Here is a 23624-nt window from a genome sequence, read left to right as displayed (position 1 = left end):
CAGGGGATGCTCGGGTCAGGGTTCGCGGGAGCAGTCCGTGCCGGAGCGCTCGTCGGTCCCGGTGTGGGAGGTGCGGGGGAGCGTGTGCACGAGGACGGTGTGACCGATGTGCTCGAGACCGCGTTCGAGGAACTCGCGCACGTGCTCGTCGGCGATCGTGTACGACGCGCTCCGGCCGGTACGGTGCGCCTCGACGACGCGGTGCGAGCGCAGCAGCCGCAGCGCGTGCGAGGTCGCGGAGGGGCTGAGGCCGCTGTGCTCGGCGAGCTCGCCGACGGTGCGGGGGCCGGGGAGCAGGGTGATGAGGATCCGCAGGCGTCCGGGATCGCCGAGGAGCCCGAAGACGTCGGCGAGATCCTCGATCATCGAGGTCGAGGGCATCGCGTCGACAGGAAGCGCGGTGACGGGCGCTGCGGGCGGGGAGTCGGGGGTGTCGGTGCTCATCGGTGCCTAGATCAGGTTCGTGGTCTCGGAGAACTCTTCGGGCTCGCACTGGATGGTGACGTGCTCGATGTGGTGGGTGTCCTTGAGGACGACGAGGACCCCGGCGAGGACCTTCTCGTAGTCGGCGCCGCGTTCGAGGACGATGTGCCCGCTCGCGCTGTCCATCCCGGAGGTGATGGTCCACACGTGCAGATCGTGCAGCGCGACCACGCCCGGCACGGCGAGGACGTCGCGCTGAATGGCGGGCATGTCGACGTCGTCGGGAGCGGACTCCATCAGGATCCGCAGCGCCTGGCGGGTGAGGTTCCAGGTGCGGGGCAGGATGAACAGTCCGATGCCGACACCGATGATCGGGTCCGCGTACGGCCAGCCGGTGGTGAGCAGGATGATCGCGGCGACGATCACGCCGACGGATCCGAGCAGGTCGCCCATCACTTCGAGGTAGGCGCCCTTGAGGTTCAGGCTCTCCTTCGATCCCGCCATCAGCAGCCGGAAGCTGATCAGGTTGATGATCAGCCCGATCACCGCGGTGATCAGCAGTGGTGCTCCCGGGACCGAGGGCGGTTCGGAGAAGCGCTGCACGGCCTCGAAGATCACGTACCCGGCGACCGCGAACAGCAGGATCCCGTTCGCCAACGCCGCGAGGACCTCGAGCCGGTAGAAGCCGTAGGTGCGCTGTGAGGTCGCGGGGCGGGAGGCGAGCGTGATCGCCGCCAGCGCCATCCCGAGCCCGAGGACGTCGGTGCCCATGTGGGCGGCGTCGGAGATGAGCGCGAGCGAGTTGACGGAGAACCCGACGACGAACTCGACCACCATGTACGCCGCGGTGAGGCAGAACGCGATGACGAGGGGCCGGCGGTGCTTGCCGGCGGCGGACACGGCGGACCCGTGAGCGTGATCAGATCCCACGAGCACCACCCTTAATAGCTGCATTAGTGAACATATGAACAGTCTTGCACTTGTCGGTGGATCGCGGTGCGGTTCTATCCCGCATTGTTCGAGAGCCAGGCGTAGGGGTCGATGGGGTCGGTGCCGCCTTCCCACACCTCGAGGTGCAGGTGGGGGCCGGTGCTCTGGCCGGTGGAGCCGACTGCGCCCAGACGCTGACCGGCTTTCACGGGTTGCCCTTCGGTGACGGTGAGGGATCCCCACTCCATGTGGGCGTAGAGGGTGCTCACGAGTTCGCCGTCGACAACGTGGTCGATGACGGCGTAGTTGCCGAATCCGGTGTCGGTCTCGCCGGTCTCGCGGACCACGCCGTCGGCGACGGCGCTGATCGGAGTGCCGGCGCCGGGGGTCATGTCCAGGCCTTTGTGGAAGGTGGAGCAGCCGCTGCACGGCGCCACTCGAGGGCCGTAGTCATCGGAGATGCGCACGCCGACAGGGAAGGGCCAGCGCACGGAGCCGCTGGAGAGCTCGGTCGCCGTGGACCCGGTCTCGGTCGCTGCTTCCGAATCGTCGTCACTTGCGTCGAGGGGGCCCACGGCGTCGGTCGTCTCGGTGGTGACCTCGACGATGCGTGCGGGTGCAGCGGCGGCCGTGAAGTTGTCGCGGATGACGATGCTGTCAGGCAGGTCGGAGGCGACGAAGGCTTGCGCGCTGACCGCGGCGGCGACTCCCGGGGTCTGCGAGGCGGCCGCACTGGAGGCGGGCAGCAGCGTGCCCGGGAGGGCCATGACGGTGGCGAGCGCGATCGCGGAGAACGCGGCCGCCGCCGGGAGGACTCGGCGGGAGATTGGTTGGGGCTGCGGCGTCGGACGGGCCGGTCGGCGACGGGGCGGGCGGGTTCGGTGTTCGAGCGCGATGGCGGCGCGGCGGGTTCCGGGGGTGGGCGGGGGAACGGAGGAAGAGAGGGGCATTGCACGTCCAGGGTCGGCGAGAGGTCGGTCGTCGTGACCTGACTCCGTGTCGCGGGCGCGCAAGTGCGCGCCGATCGAGACGGGGCTCAGATCGGCGGCGACGGCCTACAGCCGAAGAGGGACGCAGCTGGCGGAGAGGCTCAGCCGTGCTCGTGCAGCGGTCGTGAAGAACGACGGTGCGGATGCCGGTGGTGCCGTACTGGCGATGGAGCCCTGCCCGGGCCGTGCGCGGGCGGCGAGGGCGACGACGATCACGATGACCGCGCAGACGACCGCCAGCAGCGCGCACAGCTCAGCGACACCACCCAGCGTCGCGGCATCGGTGAGCGCTGCCACGCTCGAGGTGAGAACTTCGGCGTCCCCCGTCGTCGTCGCGGCTGCGGCGACCGTGGTGTCGGCGGGGACCGCGTCGTGGAGGCGCTCGAGAGGATGTCCGAGCAGCAGCGCGAGCGCGGTCAGGACGACGAGGAAGAGCAGCGTGAGGGTTCGCTGCACACCAGCGCGCGAGGCGTCTGGTTGCAGGTTCGTCACGATGGCATCTTCCCGGTAGCGTCGAAGAAGCCTGCGGTGTAGGCAGGCAAATTTCGACGTAGCGTACCAAGAACAGCTGTTGGTGGCTACGAGGTTAGGGATCGAAGATCATCAGCGGACGGGTCGCAGACTACGCTCCTTCCCGCGTCTCCGCCTTGGAGAGCCCCGCTACACGGAACAGGACGACTTGATGCCGCTCTCCGCCCCCACCCGACGGGGTCGCCCCGTCCTGTTCGGCGTCGTCCTGGCTGCCGTTGCTGCACTCGCCGTGCTACTTCCGGCTGCGCCTGCAGCGGCTCACACGGGAGTTCAATCCAGCAGTCCCTCCGCGGACGCGACAGTCACCGTGGCACCGTCGGAAGTCACGCTCACCTTCGGGCATGAGGTCGGTTCCGACCCGACCAACAACGTCTCACTCGTGCAGGTGGTGCGAGAAGACGACAACCTGTTCTACTCCAACGGCTGCGCCGATGTGAACAACGAGTCCGTGACCACCGGCATCGCTTTGGGCGAGAGCGGCCGGTACCTCGTGGCGGCGAAGATCGTCACCGAGGACGGGCACGTCTCGACCGCGGAGTACGGCTTCACGTACGAGCGCCCCGCTGAGACCGCGGCGAGGACTGGCGTCGCTCAGCCGCCGGCCTGCGCGAACACCGCGACGGTCTCAGCCGCGCCGGAGTCTCTGTTCGCTCCCTACGTCGCCCCCATCCCGGCGTTCGTGCTGGTGGGCATCGCGCTGGGATTCTTCGTGGTGCTCGCGGTCGTCGTCCTCTTCCTCGTGCGCCGGACGACGCCGAGCACTGCGAGCGTCGGCGGTGAGCCGCCGGCTGCTGAGTGATCGCCCGCCTGTCCCTGAGTGTGCCGGTTCGAGTGAGCGTGCCGCTTCGCGCGCCGGCCCGGTCGAGTCGCGCCCTGGATCTGGTGAGGGCTGCTCTCGCGGGCGTGTTGTTGGATGCGGGCTTCCCGGGTGTGAGCGTGTGGCCGGCGACCCTGCTCGGTGTGGCCGTGTTGATGACGCTCTTGCGCGGCCGGACGATTCGGGCGGGAGCGGTGCTCGGTGCGGTCACGGGAACCGTGTTCTACCTCACCCACGTCGCCTGGACGTCGGAGTACCTCGGCCCTGTCCCGTGGCTGGCGCTCTCGCTCCTCGAAGCCGCGTTCTTCGCGGTGGGCGCGGGCGCGATCTCGGGACTGTGGTCTCTGATCGAACGATTCTGGCCGACCCGGCTGGGGCGGCTGATCCTGCTCCCCGTAGGTGTCGCCGGCGTATGGGTGGGTCGGGAGGTCGTTGCCGGGTCGTGGCCGTACGGAGGGTTCGCGTGGGGCAGGCTGGCGTACTCGCAGTCGGAGAGTCCGCTCTCTCCCGTGATCGCCTGGGTCGGGGTGAGCGGCTTCAGTTTCGTTGTCGTCGCGTGCATCGTGTTCCTGTTGCAGCTGCAGCAGTGGCTCCCGGACCGGCCGGCGGTCCTTGCTCTGGCGGCGACAGCAGTCGGGGCCGCGCTGGTGGCGGTGCCCGTGTGGGAGGCAGTGCCGACCGGGCAGCTGCGCGTCACGGCCGTGCAGGGGGCGGGGCCCGCCGGTTACTTCGATGCCCGAGATCCGGGTGAGCTGCTCGACGCGCAGATCAACGCCACCCCGCGAACGGCGGGGGTCGCGGACGTCGTGCTGTGGCCGGAGAACAGCATGGACGAGGACCCTCTCACTTCACCGGCGACCGCCCGGCGACTCTCCGCGCTCGCTGCCGAGCTTGAAGCGCCGGTGATCGTCGGAGCGATCACCACCCGCGAGGGCCGCTACTACAACAGCTCCCTCGTCTGGACACCGGATGGAGCCGCTGGTCTCTATGACAAGAAGCATCCGGTGCCGTTCGGGGAGTACGTCCCAGACCGAGCGTTCTGGTCGCGTCTGGCACCGGATCTGATCGGCCTGGTACAGCGGGACTACGAGATCGGTGCGCTCTCACCGGCGGTCGCGGTCGCCGGCACCATCGCCGGAGTGTCGCTGTGTTTTGACATCGTCGATGACCGTCTCTTCGACGAGATGATCGCCGGAGGCGCGCAGGTCATCTTCGCGCAGACCAACAACGCCGATTTCGGGCGCACCGACGAGTCCGCGCAGCAACTCGCGATCGCTCGCGTGCGCGCGATCGAGACCGGCAGGACGATCGTCAACGTCTCCACCGTCGGGCAGAGCCAGACGATCCTCCCCGACGGTTCCACGGGGGCCCGGATCCCGGCGTTCACCCCCGGAGCCTTCACCGACACAGTGCCCCTGGTCGCCGCCGTCACTCCAGCGATGTCCCTGCGTACCGCTCTTGCAGGCGGTATCACCCTCAGCGTCCTCGCACCTGTCCTGGCGGCCGCCGTCCTCACTCTGAGTGGCATCCGACGGCCCGCCTCGTCACGGCGTCAGCGCACGTCGGGTGGTGATTGAGGGGCACCTGCCCGCCGATTCAAGCCCTGCAGGTACTCGTTGTACGCATCCAGGTCTGGGGTGCCGTTCTCATCTCCGGCGCGATCCGCCGCTCGAGCGGCCCGAGTGTCATCCCGCTGCCACCGCACGAGCAGCAGCAGCACGATCAGCAGGCTCGGCAGTTCCCCGTAGGACCACGCGAGCGCGCCCGCGATCTGCTGGTCCGCGATCGGATCCACTCCCCACGACGCCGGAGCCTGGAACGCGGCGACGAACGCGCTCGCGGACATCATGACGATGACCCCGAAGAACGCGTGCAACGGCATCTCCGCGAACAGGTCGAACATGCGCCCCAGATGCGTCTGACGCACCGGCAGCGGATCCGCCGACAGCAGCGGAACAGCGAACACGACACCGGCTGCTAAGAACAGCACCTCCAACCCGAGATGACCGGCAGCACTGTCCAGCAGCAACTCGTCCAGATCGCTGAAGTACAGCCCGTAGAACAGCAGCAGGAACAGCGGAATGGTGAACCCCGGATGCAACAGCAGCCGTGACGTGCGCGCACGCAGCAGCGCGAGAGCGGTGAGCAGCACGACGCGTCCCGGCCATCGATGCGGTGTCGCGCGCAGCAGGAGGGTGCCCGGCGAGCCGAGCACGAGCAGCGGCGGAATGGCCATCATCAACGTCAGCTGCTGGAACATGAAGATCGAGAACATCTCCCGGCCGTAGTCCTCCAGACCGCTGGCCATCGTGACCACGAGGATCGCGCACCCGAGGAGAAAGCTCACCATCCGCCACCACGGCCACCGTCGCCGCGTCCACCAGAGCCGCGCGACCCCGATGACGTACACGCCCGCCAGCAGGATCCCGAACAAGCCCCAGACCGGGAATGCGCTGGCGGAGAGAGTGAGGAAGCTGTCCAGGGACGGCGGCGCGTCCGGGAGGCTCGCGAACAGCGACGCGAGGGTCATCAGCGTGCCCTTCGTTCGTTCGTACGTTGTCAGGGGATGACGGGCCCGCCCCAAGCGGGGGCGGGCCCGTCGGGTCAGCTGCGGCGTCGCATCCGGCCGATCACGAAGACCGTGATCGCCGTCGCGACCGCTATCGCGCCGACTCCGATGGACAGCCCCGTGATCACCGGAGCCGCATCGAACCCCGAATCGGACGCGGCAGCTGGAGTCTGCGTGGTGCTCTCGCTCTCACCATCGGTTCCGCAGCGGGCAGCCGTTGCGGCGCCCTCGGCGGCGGGCGCGGCAGCGTCGGGAGCGTAGTCGAAGGTGTAGCTGTCGGAGGTCGGGTGACCGTCGGAGGACACCACCTGCCACCGCACCTCGTACTCGCCCGGCGCCCCGAGCGCCGCCGGCACCGACACGGTGGACCCGTCCAAGGCGACGCATCCCCCCGAGTAGTAGCGGCCGTCCGGGCCGAGCACCTGGATCGCGAACGCGTTGCTCGCGCCTCCCAGATCCAGCAGGGTGTCATTGAAGGACAACGAGACCTCCGTCACCTCCGTCACCTGCTCGTCGGGGGAGGGGCTGCTGCCGAGCACCGAGTCGTGAGCTGCAGCCGCGGGCGCTACGACCAGGGCGAGCAGCAGCGTCGCGGCTGCAGTGACCGCGGCCCTCCCGGCGAGGCGACCGGTCATCCGCGCGCTCGCTTCCGACCGAACAGGGCGATGGCGCCGAACGCAGCCCCCACCACCCCGAGCAGCAGGGCCGCGATGCTCAGCCCGAGGGCCAGGCCCGACTCAGCACCCATCCCGGACGCAGACGCCGTGGCGTCGACGCTATCGGTGGAATCGGCGGTGGTGCTCGATCCGCCGTGATCGTCTTCAGCCGGTTCGTCCTGCACGTAGAGCACAGGGGCGGACTTCAACGAGGTATCGGCCTCGACCTCCTCCGCGGTCGAGACCCAGTCGACGCTCGTCCCGTCGCTGTAGGACTGCACGGCCGGGAGCAGCAGGCTCCCGGTCTCCGGGATCGGGCCCAGCGAGACGGTCCACTGCATGAACTGACCCGGCTGGATCTCGCTCCCCGCATCAGCGGTGAAGACGATGCTGGTCGGCGCCTCGATGATCTCGTTCCCGCCGACCGTCACCGGTTCCGGGAGTGTGCTCTCCACGACCGACGTACTCCACCCCGGGGTCGGCAGGTAGCGCACCGACACGATCGGAGTGTCGGTCGGGAGGGACACGGTCACCGCGGTCGTCATCGCGGTCTCGGACTCGTTCACGGCTTTGAACGTGAAGTTCTCCGAGGCTCCTGGATCGGTGGCGTTCGGGGTGATGCTGATGTGCGCGGACGCGGAGAGCGGGGCGGCTACTGCAAGGGCGATGCCGGCGCTGAGCGCGGTCACCGCGGTGAGAGTGAATCGTGTGGACACAAGAAAATCTTTCCGTGGGGCGGGCGCGACGAAGCAGCCCGAGAAGGGTGAGAAGAGTGCGGGCGGTGGCTGCGCTCAGGCAGCAGCGACCGGCGGCCCTCGATGCCTCATCGTCGACAACGTCACCAGCCGCGGGCGCACCGTCACTGCAGCAGTCGCCGGGGCTCTCTCGCCGGTGGGTACCGCTTCGAGCGTGAACGCGAACAACGCCTGAACCGTCTCGAACCGTTGACGCCGGAGGATGCTCCAGAACGCGCGTTCGCCCATCCGCAGCGCGAAGATCGTCGCGATCGCGGCAAGGAGGTGCGCTCCCCACATGAGGGTGTTGTGGTCCGCGTGGGTCACAGAGTTCGCCAGGTCAAGAGCCGGAACGCCCGCGTTCTGGTGGTGCCCGGCGCGCTCCGGCGCGGCGGGCGACGCGGGTGTGGTCGCCGGATTGCCCAGCATCATCGCCGCGTGGAACGCGAACTGGCTGATCAGCACCGACACGCTCAGGCGCACGCGCGAGAGCCGTCGGCCGGCGAGAGCGATGCACACCGGGACCGCGAACGCGAGTGCCAGGAGAACGCCGAGCCGGCTGGGGGCTGATCCGTCAGCGATCGAGTGAGACACCAACGCGAGCAGTGTCGCAACGAGCGCAGCGACGATGCCGCGCACGGTCCGCGCGCCGCGAGTCGTCATCACATCACCCGTCCACTCGAGCAGCGGGATCGCGATATCGCGTCGCGCCGCTCTCGGCACAGGCTACTGGCCGACGCCCCCGAGCTCCTGCCGGTTGTCCAGCCGACCGCGATCCGTCCTGTCACCGAGTTAGGTCCAGATGGAGGTGAGGTAGTCGCCCGTGATCGCGGGGCTGCGCTCGCGGACATCATCCGCGCTCCAGCCGAGGATCGACGGGTCGATGATCCATTCGCCGTCCTGGGGGGCGTCGCCGGTGCTCTCGTAGCCGACGGTGGAGTTCGACACGGACGCCCAGGTCGCCGCTCCCACCGGTCCGATGAAGATGCTGTCCACGGCGGTGCAGCCGAAGTCGGTTCCGGGGCCGTTCACCGCGCCGAAGTTCCCACCGGTGTCGGCGCCCTCCAGCAGCGGGAAGACCCGCTGGACCGTCTCTGCGCCCACGACGAGGCAGTGCTCGAAGCGCACTCCCGCGGCCGAGCCGATCTGGAACGCCGTATTCGAGGAGGCGAAGTCGATGCAGTCGATGCTCGTGATGTCGCCGTAGTAGTTGCCTCCCTGCCCAGAGAGCTGGACCGTGTCGGTGTGGGCGTCGGATCCGTCCGCTTTGTAGGCAGGAGCGGTGTGGCAGCCGATGCGGTAGATGAAACGCAGACCGCCGGCGCCATCCGTGGGGGTGCGCATGCTGGACACGTCTTCGTCTCGCAGCTGCGCGTCCGGGACGACGATCTCGACGAGCTCGATGTTCTCAGTGAACTCGACGTCGTCGATGCCGTAGACGTTGTACGCGGTGGTCGTGATGCGGGTGAACGCAGAACCGGTGCAGCCGGAGGCGAGGAACCCCCCGGTGGTGACGATGCCGCCCACGGCGACGCCGTGCACGCGCAGAAGACGCCAGGCGTCACTGGTGGTGACCGTGCCCCAACCGTCACGGGGGTAGACGAGAATGCGGTTCTCACGGTCGAGGGATCCGACGTCCTGCATCATCGGTGACGAACTCGACCCTGCGCCGTCGCCGGCGAGCTCGCCGGGAGCGACGAGGATCCGCACCGTCTCGGACGGACCCGTCCCCTCCACTGCGGCGGTGATCGCGTCGCTGATCGCGGACCACGAGCACTCGACCTCCACCTCAAGGTCGACATCGCCGGTGATCCACGGCGTCCGGGAGGGCCAGTGGGTGCCGTTGGGCCCGAACGAGGGGACAGGCTCAGGGACGCCCGCCAGCAGCTCACGCTCCGCAGGCATCGCCTCCGGGTCGCCAGCGACACCGGCGACGTCGGAGTCGCGGGGTGCAAGAGCCTGGTACGCGGCGTAGCCGCCGGCACCGAGCACGGCGACGCCGACGCCCGCGCTCACGGCTCCCAGGATCACGGTCCGCCGACTCGGCCGACGAGGTGATGTCTCGGGAGGGTTCGCAGAGTCGGAGGAGGTAGCGGCGGGGTCGGCCAAGGTGGTATCCAAACCGTCAGGGGGCGGTGCGGGAGGCGACACGCCTCGGGACCGGCGCGCCACGCTGTGCCGTGAACACCTTGGGCGGGATGCCGAGGCGCTCGAGGGGGGACAGTAGCAGTCCTCTCCGAAGACGCGTCGGACGGCGCCGTGTCCGGGCGGCGGCGCAGACTCCCGTGAGCTCGGTCAGTGATGTCACCGGCTGCTCGCTTGTAGCGCGGGCTGTGGAGTGAGCGGGGTGTGGCGGCGGGCCGCGCGCACTCCGTTGGCGATGATGACGACCTCCGCCAGCTCGTGCACGAGGACCACTCCTGCCAGCCCCAGCACACCGGTGAGAGCGAGGGGGAAGAGGACGATGATCACGCCGAGAGCGAGGATCAGGTTCGCGGTCATGATGCGTCGACCGCGTCTGGCGTGGAGCAGCGCGGCGGGGATCAGGCGCAGGTCCGTGCCGGTGAAGGCGACATCTGCGGATTCGATGGCGGCCGCGGACCCGGTGGCGCCCATCGCGATTCCTACATCCGCGGTCGCCAGCGCGGGCGCGTCGTTGATCCCGTCACCGATCATCGCGACTCGTCGATGCCGACGGAACTCCTCGATCGCCGCGGCCTTCTGGTCAGGCTTCTGCTCCGCACGCACCTCGGAGATCCCGGCCTGCTGCGCGAGGGCGTGCGCGGTGCGGGTGTTGTCGCCGGTGAGCATCAGGGCGCCGATGTGATGACGTTTGAGTTCCGCGATGGTGGCGGCCGCTTCCGGCTTTAGTTCGTCTCGGATGCCGATGATGCCCAGAACCGAATCGGCCTGTTCGACGACGACCGCTGTCATCCCTTCGGATTCCATCGATTCGAGCTGCGCGGTGAGAGCGTCGGCGGGCACCCAGCGCGGGCTTCCCACCCGGATCGGGGTGCCGTCGACAGTGCCCGTGAGGCCGTCTCCAGGATGCTCGACGACATCATCTGCCTGAGGGTGGAGGGGTGCCGCCGCGACGATCGCCGCAGCGAGGGGATGGGTGCTGCGTTTCTCCAGTGCTGCCGCGAGGGCGAGGACCTCGTCGCGGGTGACGCCGTCCGCGGTGGCGACATGAGTGACGATGGGGCTGTTGCGGGTGAGAGTGCCCGTCTTGTCGAACGCGACGAGTTGCACCGTGCCCAGTCGTTCGAAGGCTTCGCCGGACTTGATGATCAGACCGAACCGGCTCGCCGAGCCGATCGCGGAGATGACGGTCACCGGAACGGCGATCGCCAGAGCGCACGGCGAGGCGGCGACGAGGACCACGAGAGCGCGCTCCGTCCACGTCCCCGGGTCCCCGATCAGGACACCGAACAGGGCGATGCCTGCGGAGAGGATCAACACGGCGGGCACGAGAGGCTTCGCGATGCGATCAGCCAGACGGGCGCGGTCACCCTTTCGTGCGTGGGCCTGCTCGACGAGCTTCACGATCGTCGTCAACGAGTTGTCGGTTCCAGCGGCGGTCGCCTCGATCTGCAAAGCACCGCCCCCGTTGATGGAACCGGCGGTAACGGCGTCGCCTGGACCCACTTCGACCGGTATCGACTCGCCGGTAATCGCAGACGTGTCCAGGCTGCTGCGCCCCGACACCACGACACCATCGGTTGCCACCCGCTCACCCGGACGGACGACGAGGATGTCGAGCTCGCGCAGCTCCCGCGCCGGAATGGTCACGTCGCCGTGCAGACGGGAGACGGTTGCCGTCTGCGGGATCAGATCGAGCAGCGCCCGCAACCCGTCGCGCGCCTTGTCCATCGCCCGGTCTTCAAGGGCTTCCGCGATGGAGAACAGGAAGGCCAGGGCGGCGGCCTCTCCGACGTGGCCGAGGAGGACCGCGCCGACGGCCGCGATCGTCATCAGCAGGCTCACACCGAGCTTCCCGCGCAGCAGGCGCCGCACCGCGCTCGGAACGAACGTCGACGCTCCAGCCAGCAGGCTCGCCGCCAGCACGATCGTTCCCGCGACCGGGAACCCGGTCCACTCGAGGAGGTAGCCGACCGCGAGCAGAACTCCGGCCGCGACCGGGATCAGGACACCTCGATCGCGCCACCACGGCGCGAGCTCATCCCCGTCGGAGTGCTCGTCATCCTCACCGCCCTCATCGTGCATGTGGGAGTCAGCGGGTACCGGACCTTTACCGAGGGTCACCACGGCCGGAGTCTCCTCCACGGCGCAGCACGCATCCCCGGTCGGTCGCGGCCGCGCCCTGACGACCCGTCGAGAGGCAGCAGACTCGTCACCGTCGCCGCAGCACTCAGCGCTCACGCGTTCACCTCGCAGCACATCGGGACGTCGCAGTTCTCGTCCGTGCACCCTGCACCGTCTTCCACAGCGAGTACGACGTCGAGCATCACCATCAGTGCCTTCGAGAGGTGAGGATCCGCGATCTCGTATCTCGTGCTGCGGCCCTCCGGGATCGCTGCGACGATTCCGCACCCACGCAGACACGTCAGATGGTTCGACACGTTAGAACGGGTCAACCCCAGAGCCTCCGCCAGCTCTCCCGGATGACCCGGCTGCTCGATGAGCGACAGCAGGATCCGGGAACGAGTGGGATCCGCCATCGCTCGGCCCAACCGATTCATGACGTCGAGACGCGAAGCAATAGTCAGCATGCACTGACCTTACAGCGGTCAGTGTCGAATGATCGTATGATCGGCAGATGAGCCGACCATCGAAGAGCCGGCGCCGCACCGGACGAGGGCCCGCTCCCCGCTCCCACCAGGGGCGAACGCCTTCTCGAGCTGCGGCCTCTCGATACCCGGATCGCAGCAGGGCGAAGATGGCTCTGGCGCCGGGAATCATCCTCGCGATCGTGCTGCTCGCCGGGCTGGCACTCGTGGGCACCGAGGAGTACATCTTCGTGCTCTACACCGTCGCGATCCTCGCGGCGGTGATGTCGTGGTTCGCGATCCAAGCCCGCGCCTGGTGGTGGCTGATCGGGCTCGCACCGATGGTCGTGCTGTGGAACCCCATCCTCCCCTTCACCTTCCTCGACGTCATCTGGTCGTCACTGCACCTGGTCGGTATCGGCATCGCTGTCGCCGCTGGGCTCATCATCCGCGTGCCCGTCAACGACTGAACCCTCACCCCTCTCGGCGAAAGGCTTCCCATGCAGTGCCCCCTCGACAACACGACCCTCGTCATCTCCGAGCGCTCCGGCATCGAGATCGACTACTGCCCGCAATGCCGCGGTGTGTGGCTGGACCGCGGTGAAATCGACAAGATCATCGAACGGTCCGTCGCCTCATCTGACGACGCCCGCCAGCCGTACGGCACACCGTCGCGCCGCGACGATCATGATCGCGGTGATCGCGGACACGGCAGCGACCGGGATCGAGGGCATGGGGGCGACCGCGATCGTGATCACGGACGCGGGGACCAGGGTGACGGGCGCCGCCGTGGTCGCGAGAGCTGGTTGAGCAACCTCTTCGACTGACCGACCCCCGATCCACTTGAGGAGCCGGTCAAATGACCGACAGCGCATCGTCCCGCAGCCGTTCTGATGCTGAGGCGGGCTTGGCTGTGGGCCCGAGCCGGCCTGCGGATCACATCGACGCGGTCGCTGAGGACCGCGGCGAGATACGTGAGCCCAGGCTCGGTCCGGTGGGGTGGATCCGCTGGGTCTGGCGGCAACTGACCAGCATGCGGACCGCGCTGTTCCTGCTCCTGCTGCTCGCGATCGCCTCGATCCCGGGGTCGTTGGTGCCGCAGCGTTCATCGGACCCGAACGGTGTTGCGCAGTACTTCATCAACAACCCCGACATCGCACCGCTGCTGGAGAAGGTGCAGGCGTTCGACACCTACACGTCGATCTGGTTCTCCAGCATCTACCTTCTTCTCTTCGTCTCTCTCATCGGCTGCGTCATCCCTCGAACGAAGCACCACGTGGCTGCTCTGCGCGCGCTCCCACCCAAGACTCCCGTGCGACTTGAACGTCTCGTGGGTTACCGCACTGCTGTCGTGGAGGAGCCGACGGCCGGTGAGTCCATCACCTCAGCGCAGGTGAGGCTGAGGAAGGCGGGATACCGCACCGCCCGCTACGACACGGAGCGACACGGTCGCGTGGTCGCGAGCGTCGCGGCGGAGCGCGGCTACCTGCGCGAGACGGGAAACCTCGTCTTCCACCTCTCTTTGGTCGGCCTTCTCGTGTGCGTGGGCTTCGGCGGCGGCTTCGGGTACGCCGGCCAGCGGGTGATCGTGGAGGGCCAGTCCCTCTCGAACACCCTCGCCTCGTACGACTCCTTCAACCCGGGCCGGTTCTTCGTTCCCGAGCAACTGGACCCCTTCACTCTCAAGCTGGAGGATCTGTCCGTCACCTACGAGGAAGAGAATCGCAGCGCCCTGGGGCAGCCGATCGATTTCACCGCCTCCGTGAGCACAAGACTGGGTCCCTCCGATGCAGAGTCGTCGAGGATCAAGGTCAACGAACCGATCTCCGTCGGACGCAGCAACATCTACCTTCTCGGCAACGGGTACGCCCCGACCATCACGATGCGAGATCCCGGCGGACGGATCGTTTTCTCGGAGCCCGTCCCGTTCCTGCCGCAGGACTCGAACATGACCTCCATCGGTGTCGTCAAAGTCCCCGACGGGCTCGCGACCCAGGTCGGCATGACCGGGTTCTTCTATCCCAGCGAAGCGGAGCTGCCGTCCGGCGCTTCCACCTCTAACTATCCCGACCTCGTCCTGCCCGTGCTCTCCCTCGACGTCTTCACCGGTGACCTTGGCCTCGACGGCGGGATCCCCGCGTCCGTCTACACGCTGAACACGGATGACCTGACCCGGGTCACCGGCGGATCCACCGGCACGGCCTCCCTCCGCCTGCAACCCGGAGAGACAGCCGAGCTCCCCGGGGGCCTGGGCAGTATCTCGTTCGACGCCGCCGATTCCGCGGCCACTGGCGGTGAGAGTGTCCTGCGTTTCGCGTCGTTCGACATCAACGCGGACCCGACGGAATCCTGGGTCCTCGTCTTCTCCATCCTCATCGTCGCCGGTCTTCTCACCTCGCTCTTCGTCGCTCGCCGCCGCGTATGGGTGAAAGCGACAGCGCAGGACGACGGCACCGTCCTTGTGGAGTACGCAGGACTCGCCCGCGGAGAAGACCCTCATCTGGCGCATGCAGTCGCCGAGCTCGCTCGCACGCACCTCACCGGACCGAATCGAGAACCATGACCCCCGAACCGATCACGCTCCGACCCATGACCTGCCGGTCCTCGAACAGCACAGGATGCGCCTGACATGCAGACACCCACCACTACTGCCGCGCCTGGCGTCGGGCGGATCGTCCTCGTCGCTGCAGCTCTTGTCGGGGCCTTCGCCATCGATAGGGCCACAAAAATCTGGGCGCTCGACTCGCTCTCCGACGGCAGCGTGATCCCCTTTGCGCCCGGCTTCAGTCTCGAGCTGCACTTCAACCCCGGAGTGGCCTTCGGAATCGGCGCCGACGTCGGAGCGCCGCTCGTCATCGGCCTCATGCTGATCATCAGCGCGCTCTGCGTGTGGATCGCGCTCAGGCTGATCCGACGCTCCTCACTGCCGGGCACCGTCTTTCTGGCGGTCGTGGCCGGCGGCGCGCTCGGAAATCTGTGGGATCGCATCTCCCGCGCGCAGAACGGTCCGCTGACCGGCGAAGTCATCGACTTTCTCGCCGTCGAATGGTTCTCCATCTTCAACGTCGCGGACATCTTCACCACCTGCGGCTTCATCGCCTGGGCGATGACCTCCTCACCGATGAGTGGTATCCGAGCCACACCTGCAGCACCGGATCGCAACACGCGGTGACAGCAGACCCGAACACCTTCTCCCATCTGCTGTCCACGTACACGAGAAAGGGCCGCCCCGAGGGGCGGCCCTTCCTGCGTCATCGCTCTTCAGTAGTGAAGAAGCGGCGCGCGCGGATCTACTTGGTGACCGTGAACGGCAGTGAGATGGCCTTGCCGGTCTGGGCGCCGGTCACCGTGACGGTGTAGTCGCCGGGGGTGGTGGGCGCCTTCGCGGAGACGACGAGGCCTCCGTCGACGAGATCCTGCGTCGCGGTGCGCTCCGTGAACATCGGAGCGGAGCCGACCAGCTGAGTGTCGCCGTTGAAATCCTTCGCGGTCAGGGTGATCTTCTCGCCGGGCGCGAACGTAGTGCCCGAGAGCTCGGCGGTCGCGTTGAAGCTCAGCGAGTCGACGTCGCGGTCCAGGCCCAGCGCGTTCGAGATGGTGAAGAACGTGTCGGTCTGGTCGGTGAGGCCGGCGACGTTGGCCGCGCCGGGTCCGTAGCCGGCGATGCGCAGCTGCGAGCCGGTGTGCTGCTGCGAGCTGCCCTCGGCGCCCGTGCCGTACGAGACCTTCATCGTGCTGCCGTCAGCGGTCTTCAGCGCGGTGCTGAGCGACGTGGGGGGCGTGCTGTCCACGATCTGGCTGGTGTGGGCGTGGTCGGCGGTGACGATGACGAGCGTGTTGCCGTCGGCCTTCGCGAAGGCGAGAGCGGCCTGAACGGCCTCGTCGAGGTCGACGGTCTCACCGATCTGACCGCAAGCGTTCGCGGCGTGGTCCTGCTTGTCGATGCTGGCGCCCTCGACCTGGAGGAAGAAGCCCTTGTCGCCGGTGTCGAGTAGGTCGATCGCCTTCTCGGTCATCGAGCGAAGAGTGGGCTGGTCCGCGGGGCGCGTCGGGTTGGCGACGCAGGTCTGCGGAGCGGCGTCGCCGCCTCCGACAGTGGCGGGGGTCGGCGCGTAGCGGACGGGCAGGTTGCCCGAGCCGAAGAGACCGAGGACGGGAGCGTCCTGGTCGGCGACGGTGAGGGCTTCGAGCTGGGCGGCCGTGCCGGCGGTGGTCGCATCGCCGAGCACCTGATAGCCGCGCTCATCCGCCTGCTGGAACAAAGTCTGACCGGCCCAGTCGCCGGCCTTCGCGGTCTGACCGAAGCTTGCCGAGCCACCACCAAGGGTCAGGTCGGCGCGAGTGCCGAGGATCTGCTCACTGATCGAGCCGAGTCCACCGTTCTCGAGCGCGTCGTTCCCGCAGCTTGCGCTGTCGGGCCCGTAGCAGCTGCGCGCGTCCACGTGCGCGGCCTGCACAGCGGGCGTCGCGTCCTGGATCTCGGACGTGGTCACGTTGCCGGTCTTCAGTCCGTTCGCCTTCGCGATCTCCAGCAGGGTGTCCTTCCGGTTCTGGTCGATATCGACCGAGACCGCGTTGTCGTAGGTCTTGGTGCCGGTCGCCCAGGCGCTGCCGGTGGCGGCGGAGTCGGGCACGTAGTCCGGGGCGCCCTTGACCGCACCGGTGGCGGGGTCGTCGGCGCGGTAGAGCGAGTAGGTCGTGTACTGACCGGTGATCGGGAGGGCGTCGATGCCCGGGAAGCGGCCGGCCGCGCCGTACTGGTAGTTGCGGGCCACGGTGATCTCGGAGTCGCCCATGCCGTCGCCGATGAGGAGGATGACGTTCTTCGCATCCTGCTCCTTGATCTCGGCGCGGAGCGAATCGGAGAGGTCGGCGTCGACCGGGGAGATGCGGGCGGCGCCACCGGTGGCTGAGAGGTCAGCGGAGCCGGCAGCGGTGGCGATGCTGGGAGCGGCGAGGGCCGCTCCGCAGATCAGAGCGGCGGCCGTGAGGGCCACCGCGGAGCGCCCGCGGTTCGCGGAGCGGAAGAGTCGTGTCACGTCGTGAACTCCCTGAAGATTCTTGGCCCAAACAGACCACCTCCAGGTCACTCCGCCACGGAGTCTCACGAGTGGACAGCAGACGCCTGCCGGGTGAACGCGACTCAACGCGCTGGGTTCTCCCCAGCCGTTGCGCGTGAACGTCAAGAGAAGGAGACTCCACCGTCACTCGTGATCACAGGTCGGTTCTGGGGCGCCGGATCCGCGTGAGCATTCCGAGAGTCGATCTCGGGACGAAAGCGGCGAAGAGCCGGTGTCGCACACCTGCGTCCGCGCGCAGCGCGGCGACGACGCGTGAGGCGGCCTCCCATGTGGTGCAGCCATCGTCCGCCTCCGGCGCGTAGCGCACCCGTTCGAGCGCCCGGCGGAGCCTGCGGAGTTCGTCGCGAGCCTGCTCATCCCCCTTGATCGCGTCCGCGACGAAGCCCTCCTGGACGCGAAGGGTGCTGTGTTCCTTGACCGGGACGTCCAGGTCCCGCGCGCTCGCGAGGACCTCCGACCACGCAGCCTCCGTCGACCCTGCCGCCGCCGCCCGCCGCCTGGCGGCGCGTTGGTCGATCCGCAGCAGCCACGGCGCAAGCAAGAGCAGTGCGAGCAAGACCCAGGCGGCAACCGCCGGCGTTGAGGGTGTCCCTGCCGTTCCGCCGGCTTCTCCTGCAACGGAGGAGGCCGGTGCCGTCGCGGCGGGCGCGGCGCTGGCTTGCGGAGTAGCGCTCGGCGCGGGCGCGGCGGCAGCGCCCGGCGTGCTCGAGCTGGTAGCCGATGTCGCTCCCGGGAGCGTGTAGGACGCGGGCGCACCACGGCTGGGGGTCGGCTCGAAGGGCAGCCAGCCGACGCCTTCGAAGTAGAGCTCCGGCCAGGAATGCAGATCAGAGGACATCACACGGTAGGTGGTCAAGTCAGTACCTTGCGACGGAACGACAGAGCCCGGCTGATAACCGATCGCAAGTCGCGAGGGGATGCCGAGCTCGCGCGCCATCACGGCCATCGCCGACGCGAAATGCACGCAATATCCCTCACGAACCCTCAGGAAATCCTCCAGCACACCGACTCCATCGCCGTCGTAGCCTTCCTCTGCCGGAGTGTCCTCCGAGTAAGTGAACTCCGAGGAGCGGAAGAAGGACTGCAGCGACCGCGCCTGGTCGTAGGCGTTCGTGTCATCGGCCGTCACCTCCACAGCCGTGGTGCCCACGATCTCGGGCACGTCGCCCGGGAGGGAAAGGTATCGATCAAATCCGGACGGAGCCGGGGCGTTGAGGAGTTGTTGCGGATCCGGATCGAGGCGCAGGGCCTGGACTTGGTACTCGTCGCCTGCACGAGTAGTCGTGTCGCCGCGAATGGATCCGTCCTGCACATCCTGCAGCCAGCCATCACCGACGCCCTCGAGTGAGGCGACCGGATACGGGACGGGAAGCCACTGGCTCCGCAGAGTCTCGATGGACACTTCGACCTGCTCCGTGGTGCGCGGGACGCTCTCCGTCAGGCCCTCCGGAGTGATCGGCGCGTCGATCGGCGAGGTCTCCTCCGTGTCGCTCGGCGCCCAGTTCTCGCCCTCGAAGTCAGAGACGGTGAGCACCCGCAGATAGACCGGCAGATCGGAGTCGGTTGCGTAGCGGAGGACGGTCACGGGGTTCGGTTGACGGAGATCAGCGCCCAGTGCGACAACCGGGTTGATCGATCCGTTGAACAGCGTTCCCGAGATGTCCGAGGATGCTGACGTGCGCATGTATCCGGCTGCCGAGCCCGAGAGGGCCGCTGCCGCGAGCACCACCACGCCGGCAACGGCCACGGAAGGCGCGGCCGAGGCGAGCGTGAGCCGATACCTGCGCTCGGGGCGGGCGCTCACAGCGAGAATCGCCGCATAGAGAAGACCCGTCACGACCAGGCTCGCCCAGGACACCTCCGCAGGATCAATCACCGCTGGAACCGCGAGCAGCACAGCCGGAAAAACGCCCGCCAACGCGGGCAGGCGCACCGAGAATGCAAAGAGGTCGCTCGCCCAGGCGAGCACCACGACCCCACCGACGAGAAGGAAGACGATGCCGGTATCAGCAACGGCCGGCAGGCCCTGCTGAGCAATCGAGGCGAAACCTGCCTCAGCAAGCAGCTGCGCATCTTGCACCGAGCCGACCGTAGGGACGAGAAAGAGCAGGGCACGAGCAGGGACGAACATCGCGGTGATGACGGCGACGGCAGTCACGCTCGCCAAGACCGGCGGAAGCACCGGATGCGCCCGGAGCGCTCGAGCCCCGGCCGGGACCGCGAGGGTGACGCCGACCGCGAAAGCGAGCTGCACCAACCAGCCCCACCCATCCAGCAGCCGACCAGCACCGGACGCGGCCGCGATCATCGCGAGCCAGAGCAGAGTCGATAGAACGGTGGATCTTGTCCGCGAGTTGCGATCCGATCGGCGGTTCACACCACCACCCCACCGCCGACCGCGACCCACGCGATCAGGTCGAGCCCGGCGCCTACGCCGTCGAGACGCGAAGCGGCGATCATCATGCGAGGACAATACAGTCACCGCTGACTAATTTGCCTGGGATGAATCGTCCGTTTCACCTGTCACGACGAGAATCTGCGGGTGCGCGAAGCCCGAGGTTGGCCTGTCAGGAAGCTCGTAGAGAGACGCCAGGACCGGCTCGTCATGCAGGCGGACCTCGGTCGCGGGGGCCGGTTAAGGCAACAGCGACGGGCGCTACAACGTGAGGGGACTGGCAGCGCAGCACACCCATACCGCGCCTCAGGGACCGTCGGATCCGGAGACACTCGACGTCCCTGAGGTGGCCCCGTGTCCCCAGCGATTCCACGCGAGGATATAGATCGCAAGTCCAGTGACGAGCCCCGCGATCACCCACAGCACCACGAGGTAGTCGATCCAAGAACCGACCGGTGGCGCACCGGGCAGGAAGTTCCGCAGCGGAATGACGGCGAAGAGCATCGCGCCGATCCAGCTCGTGAGGGTGGCCTCCACCTTTCGGCGGCCGGTGTATGCGCTGATGGCGACGAACAGGACCAGCACCGGAGTGGCCGCCATCAACCCGAGCAGCACGATCCCGAAGGCGACCGTGCTCGCCGAGCGGGTCGCCGTGATCTCCACGGAGGGCAGTGGTCGAAGGCCGCCAGCCGTGGGCACGGTGTTCGCGGGGTGCTCGATCGTCACGGTGTGCAGCTGCCATCCCGGCACGGCATCGTCGAGGCAGACTCGGGTGGGGAGAGCGGTGTGCTCGTGGCCATCCTGATGGTCATCCTCGCCGGTGAAAGCGAAGGTCGTGAGGTCGGCCCGGTAACTGTCGAAGGGCCATTCCTCGACGATTCCCTCGGCGTAGTCCGATTGCGTCGAGCTCTCGAGCACCTCACCCGCCGGGAACGTCAGAACGCTCGATCCGTCGACCGGGAAGGTCACCAAGCTGATCGTCTCGGTGGCCGTGTAGCCGTCGGAGGAGGTCAGGCTCTCGGAAGGCACCAGGGTCAGCTGGAACTCGAGCCTCTGACGGGCCGCATTCACTGCCGCCGGCTGCAGCTTCACGGTGACGGGGTCATCGCCCGCGATGACCGTCTCGCAGCCATCGCTCGACTCCCGAATGCCGCCTGCGTAAGTCAGCACGACAGTCGCATACAGGAGTGCCGCAGCAACGACGGCGACGACGACCGGCCATCGGCGACGCGTGGGGCGAGGGCGTGCGTCGATCATTCGCCGAGCGTATCGAGTCGATTGGCGGCGCCGATCGCTCACGCCTCTGAGAACGTCCCCCAGGCGAAAAGGAGACGGGACCCGCTTTCGTCATCTCCGTCTCCGAAGCGCCGTCAGTCCTCCTGATCCGAGGAGAGCTGACAGCGAAGCTTCCTGCCCGGCGCCGGCTCAGGGGCAGTAGACGGCCCACTCGCTCTCGGCGACCTCATGCCGTTCCGCGCCGATCTGCAGGATCCACCCCGTGGCGGTGCGCTCTTCCACATGTCCGCGAATCGTCTCCGGCGCCCACCCTTCGCTCGTGCTGACGTAGCGGATGAACCACGCGTGCTGCCCAGCGCGAGGCGTCGTCGTTCGGGACATCTGTCGATTATCTGACGAAAGTGGAAGCGACGGCTGGACGGGCGGCGCCCCTTGACTCCTCTGCACAAGTAGAGGAGCGGCACATCAATCAACGGCGATCCGCGCAACGTGTTCCGCCCGCGCGAGCAATCGCTCACCGGTGACCGGCCGCCCCGGGCTCGTCCACGGTGTGGTTTGCCGCGCTCCATGGCGGCGTTCTCGTACGGCGGCGTGTCACCCCTGTCGGGGAAAGGTCTCTTGGTCTGCCCACGTTGGCGTTGGCTTAGGAGCGGACGAGTCGGGCGATGGCGTCGGATGCTTCTTGGAGCTTGATCTTCGCTTCGTCGCCGCCGAGCGTCGCGGCTTCGAGGACGCAGTGGTTGAGGTGGTCATCGAGTAGGCCGAGGGCGACGGATTCGAGGGCGCTGGTCATGGCGGAGATCTGGGTGAGGATCTTGATGCAGTACTGCTCGTCCTCGACCATGTTCTGCAGCCCGCGTGCTTGCCCCTCGATGCGGCGCAGTCGGCGCAGGTACTGGTCCTTGTCGAAAATGTAGCCGTGAGTGGCGGTGCTCTCCCGGTCCGAGTCGTGAGTCACGGTGTCCTTCCCGTTACGGAGGCTCCTGTCAGCCGATCTGGTCGCTCTCTGCATACTCTAGGGGGGTATTTTTCGTCGTTCTCTGGGCGACGTTGCGGCAGCGATGGACGACGCGGGAGGTGAGGCTCATGATGCGGATCCTCTCGTCGACGCCGGCGCCGGTGATGCGCGCCGTCATGGTCGTTCTCACGCTGATGGCTCTGCTGCTGGGCGTGTTCGCGATGCAGTCGATGATGGGCAGCCACACCGATACGACGGCGGTCAGCGACCACGCCTACGCCCAGTCGGCCGCGCATGCCGAGGCGTCGCCGGTGGCACGCCCAGCGGAGACGCATCACTCGGCAGGTGATTCCACGCCCGGCGTGCTGGTCCCGATGATCCCGTGCGATGAGAGCTGCGCGATGAGTTGCGCGCTGATGGCGGCCACCTGCGTGATCGTGTTCCTGCTCACCGCCCTGGTGCTCCTGGCGCGGACGCCGGCCCTGTACGCGCGCGTCTTGGACGCGGGTCCGCAGCTGGTGCGTCTGCTGCCGAGGGCACGCTTCCACATCTATTTGCCGTCGTTGACGGTCCTCTCGATCAGTCGAACCTGAGTCGCCTCCGCTGCTGCTGCGTCTGCGGCAGTCACACCACCGCGCCCTTTTCCGCGCGGTTCCTGGCGACTTCTTCACACCGACTGAACGGACACGACCCTCATGACCACCACGCGCACTCTTCTGACGAGCACTCTCGTCCTGGCCACCGCGATCACTCTCGCCTCCTGCTCCTCGGATACCTCCTCGGGAACGAGCGGGATGAACGGGATGAGCGGCAGCAGCTCTTCCGCGACGGCCGCGCCGTCTTCCTCTGCGGACGCGGGGCAGGACTTCAACGACCAGGACGTCACGTTCGCGACGATGATGAAGCCCCACCACGAACAGGCGGTGGAAATGGCCGACATGATCCTCGCGAAGGACGGCATCAGCGCCGACGTCACCGACCTCGCGACCCAGATCAAGGACGCGCAGGGCCCGGAGATCACCCAGCTCGAGGAGTGGATCACCGCCTGGGGCGGCGATGACTCGATGTCCGGGATGGACCACAGCATGGACGGGATGATGTCCGACGAAGACATGTCCGCCCTCGAGGACGCCACCGGCGTAGACGCCGAGAAGCTGTTCCTCGAGCAGATGATGCAGCACCACGAGGGCGCGGTGGAGATGGCGAAGACCGAGATCAACGACGGTCAGAACCCCGACGCGATCAAGCTCGCGAACACGATCGTGCAGACGCAGACGGAGGAGATCGCGACCATGCAAGACCTCCTCGCCACCCGCTGACCCGACTCATCCTTTCCCCAGGGCAGGCGCAGCCGTAGCTGCGGCCCGCCCGGGCGCGCTTTTCGCCGCGCCCGCCCGGGGGTCGCCGTACCTGGCGATCCCCGGGTCCCTCCTCTTCGCGCCCCCGTGCGCACGATCAGAAATGCTCCTTCATGCACCACGTCACTTCGTTCACCGTTCCGCTTGGGCCGGGAGGCGCCCGGTGATCGGCTTCAGCCCGAACCACTCCACGAGCCGGCGAAGCGCGAACCGCTCC

25 protein-coding genes are annotated in these 23624 nt (G+C 67.8%); 8 read left to right on the top strand and 17 right to left on the bottom strand.

Features of this window, described 5'->3' with window-relative positions:
• Nucleotides 1–15: 15 nt before the first annotated feature.
• From GSU68_RS18945 to GSU68_RS18930, 4 genes are all read right to left on the bottom strand, one after another.
• Nucleotides 16–444: a metalloregulator ArsR/SmtB family transcription factor gene (locus GSU68_RS18945; protein WP_244259527.1), complete on the bottom strand. Its 429-nt coding sequence runs from the start codon at nt 442–444 to the stop codon at nt 16–18.
• Nucleotides 445–450: 6 nt separating this feature from the next.
• Complete coding sequence (locus GSU68_RS18940) at nt 451–1353, bottom strand: cation diffusion facilitator family transporter (protein WP_056045871.1); 903 nt, start codon at nt 1351–1353, stop codon at nt 451–453.
• A gap of 74 nt (nt 1354–1427) precedes the next feature.
• Nucleotides 1428–2120, bottom strand: coding sequence for a M23 family metallopeptidase (locus GSU68_RS18935; RefSeq protein WP_159910461.1), 693 nt, complete (start codon nt 2118–2120; stop codon nt 1428–1430).
• A gap of 288 nt (nt 2121–2408) precedes the next feature.
• On the bottom strand, nt 2409–2798 hold the full coding sequence (locus tag GSU68_RS18930; RefSeq protein WP_132438432.1) for a hypothetical protein: 390 nt from the start codon (nt 2796–2798) through the stop codon (nt 2409–2411).
• 226 nt (nt 2799–3024) lie between these two features.
• Here GSU68_RS18930 and GSU68_RS18925 point away from each other — a divergent pair, with 226 nt between their 5' ends.
• Both GSU68_RS18925 and lnt read left to right on the top strand, forming a co-directional pair.
• Nucleotides 3025–3672 (top strand): copper resistance CopC family protein, encoded by a 648-nt coding sequence (locus GSU68_RS18925; protein WP_159910460.1) that lies wholly within the window; start codon nt 3025–3027, stop codon nt 3670–3672.
• Entirely contained in the window at nt 3669–5267 is a 1599-nt protein-coding gene (gene lnt, locus GSU68_RS18920; RefSeq protein ID WP_132438430.1) for an apolipoprotein N-acyltransferase, read from the top strand. The genes GSU68_RS18925 and lnt overlap by 4 nt, the downstream gene beginning before the upstream one ends.
• Here the strand turns inward: lnt and GSU68_RS18915 are convergent.
• The 7 genes from GSU68_RS18915 to GSU68_RS18885 all read right to left on the bottom strand — a co-directional run bounded on the left by GSU68_RS18915 (nt 5243) and on the right by GSU68_RS18885 (nt 12382).
• The gene (locus tag GSU68_RS18915) at nt 5243–6220 is read right to left on the bottom strand and encodes a cytochrome c oxidase assembly protein (protein WP_056045869.1); all 978 of its coding nucleotides are present in this window, start codon (nt 6218–6220) and stop codon (nt 5243–5245) included. The genes lnt and GSU68_RS18915 overlap by 25 nt on opposite strands.
• A 74-nt stretch (nt 6221–6294) precedes the next feature.
• Nucleotides 6295–6894 (bottom strand): copper resistance CopC family protein, encoded by a 600-nt coding sequence (locus tag GSU68_RS18910; protein WP_132438429.1) that lies wholly within the window; start codon nt 6892–6894, stop codon nt 6295–6297.
• Nucleotides 6891–7631 (bottom strand): YcnI family protein, encoded by a 741-nt coding sequence (locus GSU68_RS18905; protein WP_132438428.1) that lies wholly within the window; start codon nt 7629–7631, stop codon nt 6891–6893. The genes GSU68_RS18910 and GSU68_RS18905 overlap by 4 nt, the downstream gene beginning before the upstream one ends.
• 75 nt (nt 7632–7706) lie before the next feature.
• Entirely contained in the window at nt 7707–8312 is a 606-nt protein-coding gene (locus GSU68_RS18900; protein ID WP_132438427.1) for a hypothetical protein, read from the bottom strand.
• A 129-nt stretch (nt 8313–8441) separates the two neighbouring features.
• Nucleotides 8442–9665, bottom strand: coding sequence for a hypothetical protein (locus GSU68_RS18895; protein ID WP_132438426.1), 1224 nt, complete (start codon nt 9663–9665; stop codon nt 8442–8444).
• Nucleotides 9666–9953: 288 nt separating this feature from the next.
• Nucleotides 9954–11876, bottom strand: a complete 1923-nt coding sequence (locus GSU68_RS18890) for a cation-translocating P-type ATPase (protein WP_132438450.1) — start codon at nt 11874–11876, stop codon at nt 9954–9956.
• 152 nt (nt 11877–12028) lie between these two features.
• Complete coding sequence (locus tag GSU68_RS18885) at nt 12029–12382, bottom strand: metalloregulator ArsR/SmtB family transcription factor (protein ID WP_056045852.1); 354 nt, start codon at nt 12380–12382, stop codon at nt 12029–12031.
• 167 nt (nt 12383–12549) lie between these two features.
• Between GSU68_RS18885 and GSU68_RS18880 the strand changes: the two genes are divergently transcribed.
• From GSU68_RS18880 to GSU68_RS18865, 4 genes are all read left to right on the top strand, one after another.
• On the top strand, nt 12550–12849 hold the full coding sequence (locus GSU68_RS18880; RefSeq protein WP_132438425.1) for a DUF6804 family protein: 300 nt from the start codon (nt 12550–12552) through the stop codon (nt 12847–12849).
• 30 nt (nt 12850–12879) lie between these two features.
• Nucleotides 12880–13206 carry a zf-TFIIB domain-containing protein gene (locus GSU68_RS18875; RefSeq protein ID WP_132438424.1) on the top strand — a complete coding sequence of 109 codons (327 nt, stop codon included), beginning with the start codon at nt 12880–12882 and terminating at the stop codon, nt 13204–13206.
• 32 nt (nt 13207–13238) lie between these two features.
• A complete protein-coding gene (locus tag GSU68_RS18870) occupies nt 13239–14942 on the top strand; it encodes a cytochrome c biogenesis protein ResB (RefSeq protein ID WP_132438423.1) in 1704 nt (567 codons plus the stop codon).
• 66 nt (nt 14943–15008) lie between these two features.
• Nucleotides 15009–15551: a signal peptidase II gene (locus GSU68_RS18865; RefSeq protein ID WP_132438422.1), complete on the top strand. Its 543-nt coding sequence runs from the start codon at nt 15009–15011 to the stop codon at nt 15549–15551.
• Between the two features lie 118 nt (nt 15552–15669).
• Here the strand turns inward: GSU68_RS18865 and phoA are convergent, their stop codons facing one another.
• The 5 genes from phoA to GSU68_RS18840 form a co-directional block, all read right to left on the bottom strand.
• Complete coding sequence (phoA, locus tag GSU68_RS18860) at nt 15670–17355, bottom strand: alkaline phosphatase (RefSeq protein WP_244259539.1); 1686 nt, start codon at nt 17353–17355, stop codon at nt 15670–15672.
• 238 nt (nt 17356–17593) lie between these two features.
• Entirely contained in the window at nt 17594–19768 is a 2175-nt protein-coding gene (locus GSU68_RS18855) for a DUF3488 and transglutaminase-like domain-containing protein (RefSeq protein WP_159910458.1), read from the bottom strand.
• A 393-nt stretch (nt 19769–20161) separates the two neighbouring features.
• A complete protein-coding gene (locus GSU68_RS18850; RefSeq protein WP_132438419.1) occupies nt 20162–21112 on the bottom strand; it encodes a DUF4436 family protein in 951 nt (316 codons plus the stop codon).
• Nucleotides 21113–21280: 168 nt separating this feature from the next.
• Nucleotides 21281–21472, bottom strand: a complete 192-nt coding sequence (locus tag GSU68_RS18845; protein ID WP_132438418.1) for a hypothetical protein — start codon at nt 21470–21472, stop codon at nt 21281–21283.
• Between the two features lie 262 nt (nt 21473–21734).
• A complete protein-coding gene (locus GSU68_RS18840; protein ID WP_244259526.1) occupies nt 21735–22049 on the bottom strand; it encodes a metal-sensitive transcriptional regulator in 315 nt (104 codons plus the stop codon).
• 128 nt (nt 22050–22177) lie between these two features.
• Between GSU68_RS18840 and GSU68_RS18835 the strand changes: the two genes are divergently transcribed.
• Entirely contained in the window at nt 22178–22642 is a 465-nt protein-coding gene (locus tag GSU68_RS18835) for a hypothetical protein (protein WP_132438416.1), read from the top strand.
• A gap of 74 nt (nt 22643–22716) precedes the next feature.
• On the opposite strand, the gene GSU68_RS20125 is transcribed toward GSU68_RS18835, so the two are convergent.
• A complete protein-coding gene (locus GSU68_RS20125; RefSeq protein WP_347812547.1) occupies nt 22717–22989 on the bottom strand; it encodes a hypothetical protein in 273 nt (90 codons plus the stop codon).
• Between GSU68_RS20125 and GSU68_RS20120 the strand changes: the two genes are divergently transcribed.
• On the top strand, nt 22979–23368 hold the full coding sequence (locus tag GSU68_RS20120) for a DUF305 domain-containing protein (RefSeq protein ID WP_347812548.1): 390 nt from the start codon (nt 22979–22981) through the stop codon (nt 23366–23368). The two genes, GSU68_RS20125 and GSU68_RS20120, sit on opposite strands and share 11 nt — an antisense overlap.
• The last annotated feature ends 256 nt before the right edge of the window (nt 23369–23624 follow it).

The organism is Rathayibacter sp. VKM Ac-2759 (assembly GCF_009834225.1).
Taxonomy (GTDB): Bacteria; Actinomycetota; Actinomycetes; order Actinomycetales; family Microbacteriaceae; genus Rathayibacter.
Note: the sequence above shows the minus strand (reverse complement) of the source record. Positions and strands in the feature narration are given on the sequence as shown.